A 19,060-nucleotide genomic window follows, 5' to 3' on the forward strand; every position below is an offset into this window, starting at 1 on the left:
GCGGATAGCGACGCCGCTTCGTGAGCCACCATGCCGCTTTTTTCCAACGCTTCTTCTTACACCCTGCCTAAGCGTCTCTATGGCGCTGCAGAACTACTGCTGGGCAGCTTGCTGCTAATTGCTGTAGGCAAAGGCTTACCACTTTTAATGGCTACTCCGGCCAATTGGTGGGTGGCCTTTGCCTTCTACACGTTTATTTCCGCTCTGGTCATCATCTTCTGGCCCCACGGCGCACTGGGTTGGGCTAACCGGGTCACGTTGGTGCGTGCGGTTGTGGTTTCATTAGTGGCAGGTGCGCTCGCCGCCAATGCCTTTGTAGGGGCAATCTGGCAATGGCTGGCGATCGCGGTGATCGCCCTACTGCTGGATGGCGTTGACGGCTGGATAGCCAGGCGCACCAAAAGCCACACCCGATTCGGGGCGCGCTTTGATATGGAGTTGGATGCCCTGCTGATTTTGCTACTGTGCGCAGGTTTGTTGCGGCTGGAATCACTGGGGTTTTGGGTGCTGTTGATAGGCGCAATGCGCTACCTGTTTATCGCCGCCAGTTGGCAGTTCCCGTGGCTTTCAAAGCCGCTGTTTGCAAGTTTTCGCCGTAAGGCCGTTTGTGTCTGGCAGGCGGTGGCGCTACTGCTAGCATTAACGCCACTAACCTCCCACCTTGTTGCCAGCCTGCTGGCCATTAGTGCATTGATCTCATTGCTCTATTCGTTTGGTGTTGACGTGTGGTGGCTGTATCGAAAAACACAGCGCTCCTAGCCCACTGCATCTTGTTAGCGAGCCGCTTGGCGACTCAGGGAAATAACGGTTTGGATAAGCTGTTTCCTCCTGACTATAGTCATTGTTAGGCTATCTTTTCGCCTTTCGTGTACTGGGAGACTCTTATGGATCACTCAGCAACAGTTCCCCACGGCCCTTCTGAATTCCGCCGCGCACGTGCCCTCATCACGCGATGACTTTGCTACTGTCGAGCGCTCCCCAGGGAGAGCTAGGCACTTATCCTTTTGGAGTTTAGGCTGTTTTGGAGTTGAGAAGCCACACATGCACAAGCATCAAGAGCTTTTTGATGATCGACGCGCAGCAGGGCGAAAGCTTGCTTATGTATTATCCGACGCGCGTTATGACCTAGTGCTGGCATTACCTCGTGGGGGTGTACCAGTTGCTTACGAGGTAGCGGCAGCACTTAAACTTCCGCTTGATGTGGTCATCGTGCGTAAGATTGGTGCGCCTGGGCAACCCGAGATTGGGCTAGGCGCTGTCGTCGATGGCGACCCACCTCAAGTGCTGTGGACACCGGATTTGCTGCAGATTTTTCAGCCTTCTGAAAGTTATCTGGAAGCTGAAGTACAGCGCCAACTAAGCGAGATAACCCGCCGTCGTCAGACTTATATTGGTAATCAGGCGCCCATTAACGTTAGCGAACGTCACATATTATTGGTGGATGATGGTATCGCCACCGGTGGAACAGCTAAAGCAGCCGCCAGAGCACTACGCCAAGCAGGAGCCGCTTCCGTTACCTTGGCAGTGCCTGTCGCCCCGCAGTCCACGCTGGATGAGTTGGCTACCGAGGTCGACGATTTGATCTGTTTAGCTACTCCCGAGCCATTTATTGCCGTTGGCCTTCACTATCAAGATTTTACCCAAACCAGCGATGACGAAGTGATCTCCCTATTGCAGAAGGCTCACTCTCTTTAACGCATTCTTTGATATAGATTAAAGTACAAAAAAGCCAGCTTTCATACGCAGTGAAAGCTGACTTGTTTAATTATTGAGGCTTTTATGCGGCCTTAGGCAGCCATCGCAGCACACTCATTGGCGCAATGTTGGCACGCTTTGGCGCACTCCTGACAATGCTTAGCATCGTGTTTGGCACACTCATTTCCACACGCTTTACAAATATCAGCACATATCCGACAGATTTCCTTGGCGTATTCACTCCCCTGGGCCATGAAGGAGGCTGCCAAGCGGCATATCTGTGCACATTGACGATCTAAACGGATGCACTCAGCCATCATTTTTACATCATCTTCTTGCAAGCAGGCAGTGGCACAAGAATCACAGTAGATCGCGCAGATATTGCACGCTTCAATACATGGCTTATATTTTTCAAATTCCATCTTTCTACCCTCCTTGTCATCAAACGAGCACTCGGCCTACTCCTGCACAGGCGTGACAAGCCGTATGTTGAGTTCCTGAAGAACTCGTCTAATAGAGTAGAACAGAGAGCTTGCAACACAAGCGCAGCAAGCGGCGTCACTTAACTCTAACACTCCAACCTCAGGCGCTGGTGCCACTCAGCAAGGCTTTCATCGGGGTATTCGTCGAAGCATTTATCTTGGAACTGCCCATTGACCTCGACCCAGTCGGCCCGACTTCCCAGCATCATGTGCGTTTTCCGGGGAGGGGTCGGCAAGTCCGTATCAATCGCCGAAGCGAAAGGGTGTACCAGCTCGGGCCATTCGGGGTCATAAACCCACAGCGACGATGCACAGTGCTTGCAGAAATGCCGCTCTCCCGTGCTCTGCTCCCCCTTAATGAAGGCGCGGTAGACAGTAATATGCTCTTCGCCGCTAACGTTGAGCGTTTTGCTTTCTCCACTGAGGTTGATTGCGTACCCACCCCCGCCAGCCGTTTTGCGGCACACAGAACAGTAACAGCGATTAAAAGGATAGGGGTGGTTTGACTTCACACTGAACGTCACTGCCTGGCAGTGGCATGATCCTTTGAGCAGCATAGTTACCTCCGTTTGCAGCGGTTACCCAAGACAAATATCAAGGTGCGACTGCATGAACCGAGTGCGATCTTAAGTACTCTCTTTAGTACTCTCTTAAGTGCGCTCTCAGGCTCTATCTTAATATCTTAGCTTAGCGCATAGGATCTACGTCGCTTTCAACGGGGATAATTGACGCTGTTTGTGAGTCAATGCATCAGCGTTCAGGCTTTAAGGCTTGGAGCAATTCAGCCACGGCCATCTCCCCTTCGGGCTCGTCAAACGCTTGTGCCAGCGAACCTTGTACATAGCTCAAAAAACGAATGGCGGCGGGGGGTAAGCGGCGTTGCCGTCTGACCACAAAGTGCCAACGACTTTTCAGCGGAAAGCCCGGCAACGGCAGCTCTTGGACGCCGTTGGGCGAATCTGCAACAACGTGGCGAGACAGCACCGCTAGACCCATGTTTGACGCCACCGCTAGCCGAATAGCCTCGTTACTGGCGATCTGCTGGGTAGAGCGTAGCTCAATACCCGCACTGTACAGCCAGGCTTCAAAGGTATGCCGAGTCGCAGAGCCCGGTTCGCGCAGCAGAAATCGCTCCTCTTTGAGTGCGTCCATGCTGAGACCTTCTACGCCTGCCCAGCGGCAATGCTGCGGCCCCACCACTACCAATGGATTGCTCAGAAAAGGCGCGGCTAACACATCGTCATCAATGGGCGGGTGGCTAAATACGTAGATATCATCCTCATGGCGCTCAAAACGATTGAGCATCTGCTGGCGATTACCTATCTCCACCGTGACATCTACCTGGGGGTTAGCCTGACCAAACGGCCCTAACAGCCGTGGCAGTACATATTGCGCGGTGTTCACCAAGCCGATACTGAAGTGTCCGCGCCCTCCGCGGTTGTACTCCTCCAGGTACTGACTAAACACATCAGCACGGCTAAGCAAGTCCTGGCTGAGTTGATAAAGCGCCTGACCAACCTCAGTGGGCACCAGGCGCCCTTCCTCGTGGCGCACAATCGGTTCACCGACAATTTCTCTCAGCCGCTTTAGCTGCTGAGACACCGTGGGTTGGGTCAGGTGGAGCCGATTTGCCGTGGCCGTCAGTGAGCCTGTGCGAACCACGTCGGCATAGACCTGTAGCAAGCGAAAAGTGAGTTGTCGTACTTTCATAGCCAGCCCCATAGATAATCATCTATGACTATATAAATCTTATTTTTTTTCATCAATCTCTTTGGATCGCTAAAGTAACTGCTTTAAAACCCATCAAGGAGATTGTCCGTGCCGGATATTGTGGTGATGTTTTTTGTGCTAGGTGTGGTTGCCGGTGTGGTGCGCTCCGATCTCAGTATTCCCAAAGCCGCTTATGACATATTGAGCCTACTGCTGATGCTGACCATTGGCCTTAAAGGCGGCATGGCGCTGCATGGCAGTTTGAGCATATCGCTGCTGGTCGAGTTATCTGGCGTCACTCTGCTGGGGATCATCATTCCACTGCTTATCTTTCCGGTGGTTCACTATTTAGTACGGCTATCCATCGCCGACAGCGCCAGCCTTGCAGCCCACTATGGCTCCGTTAGCGCCGGTACGTTCGCCGTGGCCCTGGCGTATACTGAAGCGCATAGCCTAATAACAGGTGGGCAGGTGACGCTTTACCTGGTACTGCTCGAACTACCGGCCATCATGCTGGGCCTGTGGCTCTACCGGCGCTTCAGCCGTAAAAAGGCCGCTGACACAACGTCAGAGCCGATCAAAACTTCCGGGCTGTGGCACGAGACTCTGACCAATCGCGGTGTAATCCTGTTGGTGGGCGGTGTGCTTATTGGCTGGCTATACGGCCCAAATGCAGGTGAGTCAGTCACCGGGCTGTATACCAAAGCCTTCCATGGCATTCTGGCGCTGTTCCTGTTGGAGATGGGCTTGGTCGCGGCAGAAACACTGCGCAGCCTGCGGTGGGGGCACAGCCGTCTGATTATATTCGCGCTCGCGGCACCTATCGTGCTTTCCTGCTTTGGCCTGCTAATGGCGTACTGGCTAGGGCTACCCGCTGGATCAGCGGTTATTCTAGCCAGTCTCTCCGCCAGTGCCTCTTACATTGCCGCCCCCGTTGCTATTCGCGCCGCCATTCCAGATGCCAACATTGGCCTTGCCATGCTGGCATCTTTGGGGCTCACCTTCCCTTTTAACGTGTTAATGGGCATACCTCTCTATCATCAACTTTGGGCATGGCTGGTAGGGTGAGGTGAAGTGTCCAATGTAGCGCTATGATGGCTGACCAATGGGCCAGACAGTTTACGCAGCGCCACGTAGAACACCGGCGTGAGGAACAAGCCAAACAGGGTGACGCCGATCATGCCGGCAAACACCGCAGTTCCCAGCGCCGCCCGTACCTCGGCGCCTGCGCCGGTGGCAACTACCGAAGGCAACACCGCCGCGGTGAAAGCGATCGAGGTCATGATGATCGGCCGCAGGCGCAACCGGCAAGCTTCCAGGGCCGCTTCCACTACACCCTTGCCCTGCAGTTCCAGCTCCCGGGCGAACTCCACGATCAGGATGGCGTTCTTACAGGCCAGGCCAATCAGCACCACCAGCCCCACCTGCACGAAGATGTTGTTGTCACCTCCGCCAAACCAGACACCAATCAGCGCCGCGAGCATCGACATGGGCACGATCAGAATCACCGCCAGCGGTAGCGTCCAGCTCTCGTAGAGGGCCGCCAACACCAGGAATACCAGCAGGATCGACAGCGGGAAGACCACTAGAGCCGCATTACCCTGGGTGGATTGCTGGTAGCTCAGGTCGGTCCACTCCAGCGCCATGCCCGGGGGCAGCACCTCTTCCGCCAGGGCGTTGATGGCATCCATCGCCTGGGCGGAAGAAAGCACGCGGGGGTCAAATTCGCCGGCCAGGTCTGCTGCTGGGTAGCCGTTATAGCGCAACACCGGATCCGGGCCGAAGGTCTGCGTGATGTTCACCATCGTGCCGATGGGTACCATTTCCCCCTGGTCATTACGGGTACGCAGCCGGGCGATATCTTCCACGCTGGCCCGGTAAGGGGCGTCCGCCTGGGCGATCACCTGCCAGGTGCGCCCAAAGCGATTGAAGTCATTCACATAGGTCGATCCAAGATAGGTCTGCAGGGTGTCGAACAGCTCGGTCAAGGGCACGCCCTGGGCCTTGGCCCTCAGCCGGTCCACTTCGGCATCCAGTTGCGGCACGTTGGATTGATAACTGCTGATCGGAAAGCCCATTCCCGGCGTTTGTGAAATAGCCCCCTGGAGCTGGTTCACCGCCTGCTGCAGCGCCCCATAGCCAAGATTGCCACGATCCTCGATAAACAGCTGAAACCCCGACCCATTGCCCAGGCCCAGAATCGGCGGCGGCATGAAGGAGAAAGCAAAGCCTTCTTTCAGGCCGCCAATGCCCTGGTTGATGCGGGCGTTTATCTCCGCGGCGCTAAGGCTGCGCTCACCAAAGGCGCTGAGGGTAAGAAACGCCACACCGGTGTTGGAGGTGTTGGTGAACTGCAGCGCGTTCAGGCCGGGAAAGGCAATGGCGTGCTCCACGCCTTCGGTTTCCATGGCAATGTCCACGACGTCCTGAAGCATCTCGTCGGTTCTCTCCAGAGACGCGCCTTCCGGCAGGATGACGCCGGCAATCAGGTAAAGCTTGTCCTGCACAGGAATAAACCCCGGCGGCACCGCCTTGAACATCACCCCGGTGCCCAGCAGCAACAGCGCGTAGACCACAAACACCGCGCCGCGATGCTTCAGGGAGCGGGCCACGCCGCCCTGGTACTTGTTGGAGCTGGCGTTAAAGAAACGGTTGAAGGGTCGGAAAATCCAGCCGAACAGCGTATCGATCACGCGGGTGAGCCGATCCTTGGGCGCGTCATGGGGCTTGAGCAGCATCGCTGCCAGCGCGGGCGACAGGGTCAGGGAGTTGATGGTGGAGATCACCGTGGAGATGGCAATCGTCACCGCGAACTGGCTATAGAATTGACCGGTCACCCCCGACAGGAAGGCCATGGGAATAAACACCGCGCACAGCACCAGCCCCACGGCAATGATAGGCCCGGAGACTTCTTTCATGGCCTGATGAGCGGCGGCCTGGGGCTTCAGGCCCTCTTCGATGTTACGCTCCACGTTTTCCACCACCACGATGGCGTCGTCCACCACGATACCGATGGCCAGCACCAGCCCAAACAGGGTCAGCGTGTTGATGGAGTAGCCCAGCAGGTAAAGCGCCCCGAAGGTGCCGATCACCGAGACCGGCACCGCCAGCAGCGGGATAATGGACGCACGCCAGGTCTGCAGGAATAGCGTGACCACCAGCACTACCAGCAGCACGGCTTCCAGCAGGGTGGCGATCACTGACTTTATAGAGTCATTAACAAAGATCGTAGTGTCGTAGACCGCTTCGTACTCAACACCTTCAGGGAACTGCTCGGACAGCTCCTCCATGGTAGCGATCACCTGCTCTCGGATATCCAGCGCATTGGCACCCGGTGCCTGGAATATTCCCACCCCCACCGCGTTGTTGCCGTCCAACTGCGAGCGCAGCGTATAGTCCCCGGCGCCCATTTCCAGCCTAGCCACATCCGAAAGCCTGAGTATCTCGCCGCCCTCGCCGCGCTTCAGCACGATGTCGCCAAACTCCTCTACTGTTTCCAGCCGCCCTTGGGCGTTGATCAGGGTAAGAAAGTCACTATCTTCAATGGGCTCAGCTCCCAACTGCCCGGCGGAGACCTGTACATTTTGTTCACGCATGGCCCCCACCACATCACTGGCCGTCAGGCCACGGGCAGCTATTCGATCAGGATCGAGCCACGCCCGCATGGCGTAGTCCCCTCCGCCGAAGATTTGCGCGTCCCCGATCCCTTCGATCCGGGCCAGCCGGTCACGGACATTCAGTCGCACATAGTTGCGCAGGTAGAGGGTGTCGTATTCACCGCTGGGCGAGGTCAGGTGAACGACCATCAGAAACGTTGGCGACTGCTTCTGGGTGGTGACGCCTTGCCGACGCACTGCTTCCGGCAGTCGGGCTTCCGCCTGGCTGACGCGGTTCTGCACCCGAACGGCGGCCTGCTCAGCATCGGTACCAGGGCGGAAGGTGACGGTCATTTGCAGCACACCGTCAGAGCCCGCCACGGACTTGAGGTACATCATATCCTCAACGCCGTTGATGGCTTCTTCCAGTGGCGTGGCGACCGTTTCGGCGATCTCCTTCGGGTTAGCGCCGGGGTAGACCGTGCGAACGACCACTGATGGCGGCACCACGTCCGGGTACTCGCTAATGGGCAGGTTGGGTATGGAGATCAGCCCCACCGCTAGAATAATGATCGACAGCACCGCTGCAAAAATCGGTCGATCCACAAAGAAACGCGAGAAATTCATGGCGGTCTAGTCCTCCCTGGCAGCAATGGCGGGTTGGGCGTCAGCAGCCGGGGCGGCGGGCACCGTTTGGGGGCTCACTTCCATACCCGGCATGAAGACTTTTTGCACCCCGTTGACGATCACCCGGTCGCCGGCAGCAAGCCCTTCGCTGATGACCGTGCGTTCATCCACCCGGCGCCCTGTGTCGACCTGGCGACGCTGGGCGAGGTTGTTCTCATCCACCACGTAGACGTAGCGGCGATCCTGGTCGGTCAGGACCGCCTTGCCATCCACCAGCAACGCTTGGTCCAACCGCGCGACCGGCATTTCGACCCGCGCAAACTCCCCGGGCCGAATGCGGCCATCCGGGTTGTCCAGCACTGCCCTGAATTGCAGGGTACCGGTGTTGGGGTTCAAGCGGTTGTCGATAAAGTCCAGGGTGCCTTTGTACTGGCGCTGCGGGTCGCCGCCCAGCTCGATATTCAGGTTGTTCGATGCTTCACCGGTGAGAAGTGTCTGGCTGGCAAACGCGGCCTGCTCGTCGGCCTCGAAGTAGACGTGTATCGGATCGATGCTCACCAGCGTGGTCAGCAGGCTCTGGTCGGCGCTGGCCAGGTTACCGCGAGTGACCATCGCCCGACCGACGCGGCCACTGACCGGTGCTGTAATGCGGGTGTATTCAAGGTCAAGCTCGGCGGTCTGCAACGCTGCCTCGGCGGCATCGACCATGGCACGAGCGTTACTCAGGGCCGATTGACGCTGGTCATGCACTTCCTGGGAAATGGCCTGACGCCCCAGCAACACCCGGGCGCGTTCAGCTTCACTGCCAGCCTGAGCCTGCTGGCTCCTGGCCTGGGCAAGATCCGCTTGGGCGGCGTTAACACGGGCCTGGTATGGGCGTGGATCGATCAAGAACAGCAGATCTCCCAGCTCTACCAGCTCTCCCTCCTCGAAGGCAACTTCCTGGATATAGCCGCTGACTCGCGACCTTAATTCAACCGTTTCAGCCGCTTCCACCCGCCCGGTGAATGACTCACTCAACACCACCGGCTGAGCGGTCACTTCTGCCACCTCGACTTCTGGGGGTGGCGGGGGCGATGCAGAAGCCGCCTCCTCACTCTTGGCTTCACAGCCGGTAAGCAAGGCCATCAGCAGCAGGAACAGGAATATCGCCCGGCTGCTTGCAAAGCGGGTTCTTAGAGACAGACTTCCCATGATTACTTGCTCCAGTGGCTATCGGACGCCGATAGCAGCATTCGTTATATAACGCCTCACCGCGTTGGCGGTTGGCATTTAATTAGTCGGTTCAGCACGATCCATTTCGACATTGCCCTGCGGCTTCCACCGTGAGGGGGCGCCTCGCCTCAGATCGGCAGCGTTCTTGAAAGACGCTCTGGTCATACGGAGGACAGGCAAGCCCGCAGCACCAGGCTGCGGGCTTAGCGCCCATCAGACGCTACCTACAATAGGCGGTACGAGCGCGAGGGAGGTATCGTGTTCCTGCGGAAAGCTTGCCTGTTTCTGTCACGGGCAGAGAGCGGCCCAATAAGCAGGCCCAATCAAACAAACGAACGATTTTCGGACTTGCACAGTATGACGGTCAGGTGACAGCTGATGCGGGTTGTCGATTTCTACGGGGTACTTGCCTGATCCTGCAGAATCAAATGAAAAAGCCTACGATTTATAAATCGAAGGCATATACTGCGAACTAATAGGGAGGAAAGCCATTGACCACTATCTTGCCTGAGCAGATTGTCCAGCTCAGCGACAACCTGTCGCAACAGTTAATCAGTGTTGCCCGTCGCTGGAGCCCACTTGAAGAGCTTCAGGATACGGCGATTGCCGAAGTGCAACTGGTGCGCGCTGACGCCCCTACCAGCTTTCACTGTGCGGTATACGAGCCGTGCCTGTGTTTTGTCATTCAAGGCAGCAAGACCGTGCTACTAGGTGACAAGGAGATCGTCTACACCGGGCCCAGCTACATGGGTAGCGCCGTTTACCTACCGGTGGTAGGCAGGATTGACCATGCCACCCCGGAAAAGCCCTACTTGGCGGTAAAAGTCTCGGTGGATCCCCAGGAGGTAGCAGGACTGATACTGGAACTGGGCGACACAGCGCCGCCCGCGGGAAATGATACTATCTGCTCCGAGACGGACTGCGGATTAAAATCGGCCCCCATGGATGCACGCATGCAGGGTGCACTTTATCGATTGTTGAGCCTGCTCGACTCCCCGGAAGACATCAAGGTGCTTTCCCCCTTGGCCCGTCGGGAGTTGATCTATCGGGCACTCATGGGTGCCATGGGGCCTCACATGCGCCGGTTTGCCGCCTCCGACTCCCAGGCCAACCGGATTGCGCGGGTCATCTATGCGCTTAAAGAGCGCTACACGCAACCGCTCAAGATCCGTGAACTGGCAGCAACCGCCAACATGAGTGAATCGACGCTTTACCATAGCTTCCGGCAAGTCACACGCATGTCGCCCCTGCAGTACCAGAAGAAACTTCGCCTGCACGAGGCCCGACGACTCATGCTGGCCGAAGGGCTCGAGGCGGCTACCGCCAGCTACCGGGTAGGTTATGAAAGCCCTTCCCACTTTAGCCGCGAATACAGCCGCATGTTCGGCGCGCCACCCCGGGCAGATGTCATTCAACTGCGGGCAGCGGGAACAGCACCGCAGACTGCATGACTTCCAGTGTGATCGGCTTCTGGTTTTCCCGATGTTTCTGATAAACGGCTATTTAGTCTTTTATAACTTCAAACCACTTAATCTTGAATCATTTCAACTAAATCACCAACAACAATAACGCTATAGATAACTATAAATCTTTAACCTTAAAAGCACATCAAAACGTCATTAAACATGACGAACACAATAGGTTCACATCTTTCGCACAAGCCGCAAAAAGTATATTAAAAGCAAACAAAATCAGCTAACACACACATTGTTAGCCAAGGCTATATTAGTTCACTATTACAAACTTTATTTTTAAGACTCTGTCTTGTTTGTTTAATAAATCGTGGTAGGATTCATCGCTATTGAATACCCGACTTTTACACTCAAGCATAGTATTACTACTCTGCCACTGGGTAAATGTGCGCGGTACTTTTCCAGCGAGCGAGTTCACACTCCATGACACCGATTACCCTGCTGTTTCTGGCCGTATCCATGTCGGCGGATGCCTTCGCCGCCTCCATCAGCAAAGGCGCCGAGCTGCAAAAGCCACGGTATCGTCACGCCATCGGGATTGGCCTGGTCTTTGGTGTGATCGAAGCCATTACCCCGGTACTCGGCTGGGTAGCGGGCAAGGCATCTCAGCAGTATGTGCAAGCCTGGGATCACTGGGTGGCCTTTACCCTGCTGACGCTTATCGGCCTTCACATGATGCATGCCGGGCTCAAAAAGGAAGACAAGATAGAGCACCGCAAACAGACGCTCTGGTTATTGGTGTTGACCGCCACTGCTACCAGCATTGATGCCATGGCTGTGGGCGCCAGCCTCGCCTTTATCGATGCCAATATCATCGCCACCAGCCTAGCTATCGGCCTCGCTACTACGGTAATGGCCTCTGTAGGCACTTTTCTGGGCAATAAGCTTGGCAAGTTCGTCGGTCACTGGGCAGAACTTATCGGCGGTATTGTGCTAATCGGAATTGGCTTAGCAATATTGGCCGAGCACACAGCTTTTTTTAATGCTTAACCAGCAATTTATAACCTTGACCTTTTTTAAACCTGAAAGTCCTTCTTAAGCGATTGAGCTTTTACACATGAAGCTGCCGTAAAAGAAAAGCTTGAGAAAAATCTATTTACTTAACTAAAGACTAAAGCTGCGGTAGCTGGTCAGCCAAGTGGCGTAATTTATCCGGATTACGCACAACGTAAAGTGCCTGGATACGACTATCCACGACCTCCAGCGTCATGACCTGAGGTAGCCCATCGTGTTCGATCGTTAACCACCCCGGAAGCCCATTGACAATTACATGACTTACCCAGCAAGGGTTGGATGACGTCGACTTGTGGGCCAAGCCTGCAAAGAACCGGCTTATTTTATCTGCGCCGATAATGAGTCTGCGTACAGCAACTCTCTTGCCGCCTCCATCGGCATGCAGCGTCGCGCTGCCGCTCAACAAAGCCTTCAATTCGGTGACATCGCCACTGCGTGCTGCTTCAAAGAAGCGTTGGGTCAGTTGGCTGTGCTCTCCAGCCGCCACCTGATAGCGCGGGCGTGCGGCCCGCACCTTTTTTCGAGCCCGGCTGGCAAGTTGGCGACAGCTTGTTTCACTACGTTCGAGGCTGATGGCGACCTGACCAAAATCCAGACCGAACACATCGTGCAGTAGGAACGCAGCCCGTTCCATAGGCGACAGTCGCTCCAGCGCCAGCATCAGGGCGAAAGAGACATCGCTGGCTAGCGCCTCGGGGTCTACCGGAGTATCCAGCGTTTCCACCAGCGGTTCAGGCAACCAGGGGCCCACATAAACCTCACGTTGTCGATGAGCGACCCTAAGGCGGTCAAGACAAAGCCGGCTGGTGACGGTGGTCAGATAGGCACGCACATCGTTCACCGAAAGGTGGTCAGCATCATGCCAGCGCAGGTAGGCATCCTGTACCACATCCTCCGCTTCGCTCACCGAACCCAGCATTCGATAGGCGATACCGGTCAGATAACGGCGCCAGTGATTAAACTGGCGCGCGAATTGTTCCGTCATGGTGCCTGACTCCCGCTACTCAAGAACGGCGGTCGCGTCAACTTCAAACAACATACCATCCAGCGCTAACCGCGGTACCGGCACAAGTGTTTGCGCAGGCAGCGCATCGCCAAAGGTCTCCTTCACATAGCGGGTCATAACCTCCAACATCGAAGGATCATAATTGACGACATAGGTGTTAATACGAGTAACCTGTTGCGGGCTCGCATCAAGTTCTTGCAACACAGTTCTAAGGTTGCGATAAGCTTGGGCAACTTGATCCGCAAACGACTCAGGCAGTACTCCCTGGGCATTTTCGCCTCCCTGACCGGCAATGTAGGCAACCCGGCTGCCTCCGCTGGCAACCACCGCGTGGCTATAGCCGTTAGGTGCAGGATCATAAAGTTCATCAGAATTGACGATGGTTGTTGTCACTCCACCTGCGTGAGCTGTGTTCAGCGCCATAGCGATAATTCCCCATTTAAAGCGTTTTATGATGCAACAAAACATACCACTAACCCTCAGCTCTGATTACTGACGGCTTTGGGTTTCATTCGGATGAAGCGAACGAAACCCCACACTAATGCGGTTCCAGACGTTAATCGCTCCAATCAGTAAGGTAAGGTCAACGAACTCTTTCTCGGTAAAATTCGCTAGGCCCTGCTCGTAATCCTTCGTTGGTGCGCCAGTGCCAGCCAACCTTGTCAACGCCTCGGTCCAGGCCAACGCCGCCCGTTCCCGTGGCGTATAGAGAGTGGACTCGCGCCAGGCAGACAGCAGGTAAAGGCGTGCCTCGCTCTCACCCGCTGCGCGGGCATCGCTGGTGTGCATATGCAGGCAAAATGCACAGCCATTGATCTGAGAGGCGCGTGTTTTAACTAGCTCAATCAGACTAAATTCCAGTCCACAGTGGCGAACGTACTCCTCTAGCTTAGTCATCGCGGTAATGCCCTCTGGAGAGGCTTTAAAGGCGTTCAGGCGTGTTTCCATTGTCTTGCTCCTCTGTTTTATATGGAGTGGAAAGCTATCCACCGGTCGTTCTACAGAGGTAGACGGAACAGCCTTAATGTTTGTGACATGGTGAGAAATAATTTAGAAAATAAAACGCCTGGGAGACGAGGAGTACGCCAAAGCATTGGCTAGTGGCCAGGGCATTTCGGATACTTATCGCTATCTCCCCTACCCTGTGGGCCACTCAATCACTCTCTTTTCCAACGGCTTTCACATGCCGTAGAGTAACGGCTGATATCAACGCAAGCGCCAAAAGGGTGGCGCCACTTACTGCGGCGGCCATATTCATACCTTGCGTAAACGCAGACTGTAATTGCTCAAGTTCCCTCTGGGAAGTCGTTCAGCAACTTCATCGGGCGTTGAAGCAAAACTTTAACCATTACATAGTCTCTGCTTCACGTGCCTCACTCGGCGGGTGTCCAATAATGCGTTTGAACGCGCGACTGAATGAGGCTTCAGAGTCATAGCCAAGCCGGTTCGCGGCCACGGCGATGCGCATATTGTCCCGCGCTATCCACTGTCGAGCCTGAAACATCTTTACCCGCGCCACATACTTGGCGGGAGTCACCCCTAACATCCGGCTGAACTTATCGTTAAAGCTTGAGCGCGAAGCCCCCATGACATCCGCTAACTCGGCGACTGACCAATCGCGCTCCGGCTGCGTATGGATGGCTGCCAGCACCTTGCCGAGCTGTGGGCAGCGCACGGCTGCAATCCAGCCGCTAGAGTCGCTGCAGGCACACTCAATCCAAGCACGAATAATAGTGGCGGCCAGCACATCGGCCAAACGGGCAAGTATGCCGCAGGCACCGATTCGATCCAGGCTAATTTCTCGCTCCATTGCCTCCAATAAGGCAGGTACCGAGGGATCACGTTTAGCCAAATCGCTAGCGCGCATCATGTCAGGCATTATCGCAATCAGAGGGTGTAGCGGGTCGAGATTGAAGTGCATGGCGCCACAAAAAAGCACATCCGGCTCAATATCACTCTCTTTTGACTCACTGTTCACCAGATAAATATTCTCGGAGACCGGCCTACGAGCCAACGTAGCCTTATCCACTGCAGGCACGTCCTGCGAGCTGGCCATTACGTAGGACGCTCCACGCGGAAAGAGCACCGCATCGCCAGCGTTCAGGTATGTCCACTCGGTTGTCTCGGTACGCAACCAACACCCGCCTTGAGCCACAAAAAGAAAAAGTGCTGCTGGCTGGGCAGAGGTTGCGACGGCCCAAGGGGCGCGCAGCAGGCAGCGCCCATACTCCACGCCCTCAAGGCGCAGGCCGAGCAGAATTTCAGTTAAGGTGTCGCGCATATTAATGAACCCGGTTTGGACAAATAGTCATTCTTTACGGATTTTATATCATAGAAAAGCCAAACCCTTAATTTTACACTGCAGCTTCAACTAACACTTTAGTAGGCCTGCAATGAACGACACTACTTGCTCCGCCAGCCCGTCATTACTAACGGCAACACCCACCGCTGAACCTACCTCAGCCAACTGGATGGGCATTGTCAGCCTCGCGCTGGGGGTTTTTGGTTTGGTGACTGCTGAATTTTTACCGGCCAGCCTGCTGACGGCCATGGCAGCGGATCTCAACATCTCCGTTGGCGCCGCGGGCCAAGCGGTCACGGCTACTGCTGCAGTAGCTGCGCTTGCCGCGCTAACAATCCCACTTCTGACCCGCAATTTTGATCGTAGGTTTGTGCTGCTTTTTTTAACGCTGCTGCTTGTCGTTTCCAACGCTTTGGCGGCAACGGCGAATAGCTTTTTTGTTTTAATTTTTGCTCGAGTACTGCTGGGAATTGCCTTGGGAGGGTTCTGGTCGATGGCCGCTGCCCTGGCAATGCGCATGGTGCCCGATAATCTGTTTGCACGCGCCATGTCTATTGTTTTGACCGGCGTGTCTGTCGCTACCGTTTGTGCAGCGCCTTTGGGCGCCTATATCGGTGGTCTCTGGGGGTGGAGAAGTGCGTTTATTGCCGCTGGTTTCCTTAGTTTGATAACGCTCGTGACTCAGCTTTTCACCATTCCCGCTATGCCGCCAAAAGATAACCCAAGCCTGCGCACTCTCTTCCAACTGCTTCAACGCACGCAGGTTCGCGTTGTGCTGTTAGCCGTAGTGCTGATGATTTCAGGCCATTTTGCCGGATTTACCTACATACGACCGCTCCTTGAAGAGGTGGCGCAATTATCCGTCAGTGCAATCTCTGCGGTACTGCTCGGCTTTGGTATTGGTGGTTTTTTTGGCAATTTCGCCGGTGCATTTATTGCTGAGCGTAGCGAGCGCAACGCCATTATGTTTGGTGGAGCACTCATTATTGCGATCACCATTACGCTACTGTTCGCGGGTAGTCTGGCCAGCGTTACTGCTGTATCTATCGCACTGTGGGGGTTTGCTTTCGGCGCATTTCCCATCGGATTTCAAACCTGGATAGTTCGTGCCGCACCTGATCAGGTTGAAGCTGCGGGGGGCTTGATAGTTGCCGCTTTTCAGGTTGCTATCGCCAGCGGTGCTATAGGCGGCGGCATACTAGTGGATTACCTCGGCGCTTTAGGTGGGCCCCTATTAGCCCTGATCACTACCACCCTGGGAACCCTGCTTGTGCTGTCATTTGGGCCACGCTCACAAAGCCCGGCCTGATAGCAAGAGAGCCGGGAGCAGTGAAACTTCCCGGCTCCTCAGTTGACTAGACCACCCAGCGGAAATGCGGTGATTCAAGCGTTACATGCCTCTTGCAGTTCCCGTTACCCACGGTTCATCACCGTTCAATATCGCACAGGAAACTCTCCAGAATGGCACGGCTTTGGGCCAGTTTGGCTGCTTTCTGGTCGGCAAGCTCAATTTGTTCGTGCAAAACATTGCGTAGTTCGTCACAGGGCTCGAAGACTGGGCCCTCCCCTCTCACACACGGTAGGAATTGCTTAATGGTTGCCAGAGTCATGCCTGCTGAACCGAGCAGCTTGATCCGCTCGACAGTGCGGATCTCACCCTGCCCGTAATGACGGTACCCATTGGTGGCGCGCGTTGGCTTAAGCAAACCTTCCGCTTCATAGTAGCGCAGCATGCGAATGCTCGCTCCGGTGCGTTTAGCCAGTTCACCTATTTTCATTCGCTCTATTGACTCTTACAGCGCTGTGAGGGTTTAGGGTAGTGATTCTTCACTGCAAGTTCAATCAGGAGTCACTGCTATGTCCACTAACGCCAGCAATTTTCAGGCCCATATTAATGGGCAGCCAGCCACTCTTTCAGAGCTGATACCCCTGGCCTTTGCAGGGTTTGCCCATTTCACGGCCATGCAGGTACGAGATCGAGAGATCAAAGGGCTAGATCTTCATCTTGCCCGTCTGCAGAAAGCGTCAAAAGAGTTTTTTGGAAAGATGCTTCCCGAAGAGCAGCTAATCTCCTACATCAGAACAGCTATTGATGAAGGCCCGAAAGACCAGTCATTAACGGTTACTCTCTTCTCCAGCCACGGTGAATTCACCGCGGCCAGCATGGATGCAGAGCCAGACGTGCTCGTCCGTAGCAGCGCACCGGCTAATGTCCCTAAAGGGCCGTTGAGGCTGAGTAGGGTAGATCACGAGCGACCTCTGGCTTCTATCAAGCACGTTGGTGAGGCGGGCAAAACCTACTATCTACATCAAGCTCTGCGCCAGGGCTTCGACGATGCAGCCTTTGTCGACCGCCATGGGCGATTGAGCGAGGCAACCATCTGGAACCTTGCCTTCTGGGACGGTGAGACGGTTATCTGGCCACAGGCAACGATATTGCAGGGCACCATGATGGGTATTGTTCAACGCCAACTAAACCGCCTCGGTATTGCCCAGCGCCATGAGGAGATCACCATTGAGCGTCTTCAGGAACTGTCCGGTGCCGCGGTGATGAATTCATGGACACCTGGGATCGCAGTCACTGCCATTGCTACCACTGCTTTTGCAGAAATAACCCCGTTCATCAGTCTGTTTCATAAAGCCTACCAAGCTGAGCCCAACAGTGTGTTGTAGGGGGTCTTTCCATATAGCGCGGAATCTGAGACAACACCATCGATTTCCCAGCGTTGTCTCAGCAAGCTCTTCGGCAAAGAGCACTGCACATTGCCCCCGCCACCACAAGAGTGAACACGGCCTTTCCGTTCAAACGTTGCAATCAACAGACCAGTTGCTCGCTCAATGCTGGTAAGCGCACCTTTATTTAACAAAAGGCTTTCAAGGGCCTGCATGTAGGCTCGCTTGTATGTGTTGAATTGCCATGCCTTACTCACTCTTATAAGGGTAGATTTAGCAAACACAATGTGAAATTTAATTAATTTTAGACTTAAGCCAATCGACAAAGGCCTGCATTTTGGCGCTATGCTGCCAACTTTGGGTCGGGATGTAGTAACACAGCATTGAATCAACGCCTTGATACGACATTGGCTGCAATGTGTTAGCTTTCACAAAGTCAGAAACCAGAGTCTCTGAACAAAACACCAGCCCTTTCCCAGCAATAGCTTCATACACGCCATAGAGCTCCTGATCAAAATATCTTATTTCAAAGTTTGGAAGAGACTCCCCATTTTCCATTAACCAGCTTTCCCAAGGTGAGTCCGGTAATTTACTATTCTTCCATTTAGTCAGGTAGACAATAGGAGGCTTATCCGCTGTGATAGAGTTGATAAAAGAAGAGTCTCCATATACGTTAAAACGTTCTTTTTTCAATAAGCTTGACTCATCAACACGGGTTACGTCTCCCAAACGGATAGAGAGGGCATTAATTTTAGATGCCACCACTTCACCTGTTGATATTTCAACATCAATATTTTGATAGATTTTATTGAAATCATGTAATAACGGAATTAACACCAGGGCAGCAAAGGATGAAGTGGTATCAACATTCAGTCGTGATGCCCCTGACTTTATATTATCTAGCGCAGTCTGAATTTTCTGCAGACCTGCTGTTGTTGCCTCAGCGAGCTGGTGCCCCTCTGAAGTTAATATCACTTTCCGGTTTTTTCGGTTAAACAGCCGCACTCCCAACCTACTCTCAAGGTTGCTGATGTGGTGCGACACACCTGCTGGCGTTATCGACAGCTCCTCAGCGGCATCTTTAAAGCTCCCCAGTCGAGCTGCTGCTTCAAACACCTTAATCGCTTGCAATGAAGCCTTCACCGCCAGCCCCCCATTTTGGACTCAATCTCGTTTCTCAATAGGTAAGTTTTACTCATCTATCGAGCCAGTTTATTCATTTGTCGCAGTATTGGCAAAAAGGCAGCATAGCCACTCCACATCACTAT

The 19,060-nt window shown here is 54.6% G+C and carries 18 protein-coding genes; 7 read left to right on the top strand and 11 right to left on the bottom strand.

The window, feature by feature from the left end; genetic code table 11:
* The first annotated feature begins 30 nt into the window (after window positions 1-30).
* Together ACW17M_RS10170 and ACW17M_RS10175 are read left to right on the top strand one after the other, a co-directional pair.
* Window positions 31-759, top strand: a complete 729-nt coding sequence (locus ACW17M_RS10170) for a CDP-alcohol phosphatidyltransferase family protein (RefSeq protein ID WP_041157840.1) — start codon at window positions 31-33, stop codon at window positions 757-759.
* 282 nt (window positions 760-1,041) lie between these two features.
* On the top strand, window positions 1,042-1,695 hold the full coding sequence (locus tag ACW17M_RS10175; RefSeq protein ID WP_022520544.1) for a phosphoribosyltransferase: 654 nt from the start codon (window positions 1,042-1,044) through the stop codon (window positions 1,693-1,695).
* Window positions 1,696-1,787: 92 nt separating this feature from the next.
* Here the strand turns inward: ACW17M_RS10175 and ACW17M_RS10180 are convergent, their stop codons facing one another.
* The 3 genes from ACW17M_RS10180 to ACW17M_RS10190 form a co-directional block, all read right to left on the bottom strand.
* A complete protein-coding gene (locus ACW17M_RS10180) occupies window positions 1,788-2,117 on the bottom strand; it encodes a four-helix bundle copper-binding protein (protein WP_041157838.1) in 330 nt (109 codons plus the stop codon).
* 146 nt (window positions 2,118-2,263) lie between these two features.
* Window positions 2,264-2,734, bottom strand: coding sequence for a GFA family protein (locus ACW17M_RS10185; protein WP_041157837.1), 471 nt, complete (start codon window positions 2,732-2,734; stop codon window positions 2,264-2,266).
* Window positions 2,735-2,927: 193 nt separating this feature from the next.
* Window positions 2,928-3,887 carry a LysR family transcriptional regulator gene (locus ACW17M_RS10190; RefSeq protein WP_223827993.1) on the bottom strand — a complete coding sequence of 320 codons (960 nt, stop codon included), beginning with the start codon at window positions 3,885-3,887 and terminating at the stop codon, window positions 2,928-2,930.
* Between the two features lie 108 nt (window positions 3,888-3,995).
* Between ACW17M_RS10190 and ACW17M_RS10195 the strand changes: the two genes are divergently transcribed.
* Window positions 3,996-4,955, top strand: coding sequence for a sodium-dependent bicarbonate transport family permease (locus ACW17M_RS10195; RefSeq protein ID WP_427768620.1), 960 nt, complete (start codon window positions 3,996-3,998; stop codon window positions 4,953-4,955).
* Here ACW17M_RS10195 and ACW17M_RS10200 read toward each other — a convergent pair.
* The gene (locus ACW17M_RS10200) at window positions 4,928-8,110 is read right to left on the bottom strand and encodes an efflux RND transporter permease subunit (RefSeq protein WP_427768618.1); all 3,183 of its coding nucleotides are present in this window, start codon (window positions 8,108-8,110) and stop codon (window positions 4,928-4,930) included. The two genes, ACW17M_RS10195 and ACW17M_RS10200, sit on opposite strands and share 28 nt — an antisense overlap.
* 6 nt (window positions 8,111-8,116) lie before the next feature.
* Entirely contained in the window at window positions 8,117-9,304 is a 1,188-nt protein-coding gene (locus ACW17M_RS10205) for an efflux RND transporter periplasmic adaptor subunit (RefSeq protein WP_427768616.1), read from the bottom strand.
* Window positions 9,305-9,816: 512 nt separating this feature from the next.
* Here ACW17M_RS10205 and ACW17M_RS10210 point away from each other — a divergent pair.
* Window positions 9,817-10,776, top strand: coding sequence for an AraC family transcriptional regulator (locus ACW17M_RS10210; protein WP_022520552.1), 960 nt, complete (start codon window positions 9,817-9,819; stop codon window positions 10,774-10,776).
* A gap of 444 nt (window positions 10,777-11,220) precedes the next feature.
* A complete protein-coding gene (locus ACW17M_RS10215) occupies window positions 11,221-11,787 on the top strand; it encodes a manganese efflux pump MntP (protein WP_039859291.1) in 567 nt (188 codons plus the stop codon).
* A gap of 121 nt (window positions 11,788-11,908) precedes the next feature.
* Here the strand turns inward: ACW17M_RS10215 and ACW17M_RS10220 are convergent, their stop codons facing one another.
* The 4 genes from ACW17M_RS10220 to ACW17M_RS10235 form a co-directional block, all read right to left on the bottom strand.
* Window positions 11,909-12,796 (bottom strand): sigma-70 family RNA polymerase sigma factor, encoded by an 888-nt coding sequence (locus tag ACW17M_RS10220; protein ID WP_457547339.1) that lies wholly within the window; start codon window positions 12,794-12,796, stop codon window positions 11,909-11,911.
* A 15-nt stretch (window positions 12,797-12,811) separates the two neighbouring features.
* Window positions 12,812-13,240, bottom strand: coding sequence for a RidA family protein (locus ACW17M_RS10225; protein WP_039859290.1), 429 nt, complete (start codon window positions 13,238-13,240; stop codon window positions 12,812-12,814).
* A 66-nt stretch (window positions 13,241-13,306) separates the two neighbouring features.
* Entirely contained in the window at window positions 13,307-13,765 is a 459-nt protein-coding gene (locus tag ACW17M_RS10230; RefSeq protein ID WP_457547340.1) for a carboxymuconolactone decarboxylase family protein, read from the bottom strand.
* A gap of 400 nt (window positions 13,766-14,165) precedes the next feature.
* Complete coding sequence (locus ACW17M_RS10235) at window positions 14,166-15,098, bottom strand: AraC family transcriptional regulator (protein ID WP_427768608.1); 933 nt, start codon at window positions 15,096-15,098, stop codon at window positions 14,166-14,168.
* Between the two features lie 112 nt (window positions 15,099-15,210).
* Here ACW17M_RS10235 and ACW17M_RS10240 point away from each other — a divergent pair, with 112 nt between their 5' ends.
* The gene (locus tag ACW17M_RS10240; protein WP_141439693.1) at window positions 15,211-16,428 is read left to right on the top strand and encodes an MFS transporter; all 1,218 of its coding nucleotides are present in this window, start codon (window positions 15,211-15,213) and stop codon (window positions 16,426-16,428) included.
* Window positions 16,429-16,546: 118 nt separating this feature from the next.
* Here ACW17M_RS10240 and ACW17M_RS10245 read toward each other — a convergent pair whose 3' ends face one another.
* Complete coding sequence (locus ACW17M_RS10245) at window positions 16,547-16,897, bottom strand: MerR family transcriptional regulator (protein WP_457547341.1); 351 nt, start codon at window positions 16,895-16,897, stop codon at window positions 16,547-16,549.
* 79 nt (window positions 16,898-16,976) lie between these two features.
* Between ACW17M_RS10245 and ACW17M_RS10250 the strand changes: the two genes are divergently transcribed.
* Complete coding sequence (locus tag ACW17M_RS10250) at window positions 16,977-17,792, top strand: aminotransferase class IV family protein (RefSeq protein WP_457547342.1); 816 nt, start codon at window positions 16,977-16,979, stop codon at window positions 17,790-17,792.
* A gap of 294 nt (window positions 17,793-18,086) precedes the next feature.
* Here the strand turns inward: ACW17M_RS10250 and ACW17M_RS10255 are convergent, their stop codons facing one another.
* The gene (locus tag ACW17M_RS10255; RefSeq protein ID WP_159176330.1) at window positions 18,087-18,935 is read right to left on the bottom strand and encodes a LysR family transcriptional regulator; all 849 of its coding nucleotides are present in this window, start codon (window positions 18,933-18,935) and stop codon (window positions 18,087-18,089) included.
* Between the last annotated feature and the right edge of the window lie 125 nt (window positions 18,936-19,060).

This window comes from Vreelandella sp. 2A-K22 (assembly GCF_054065485.1).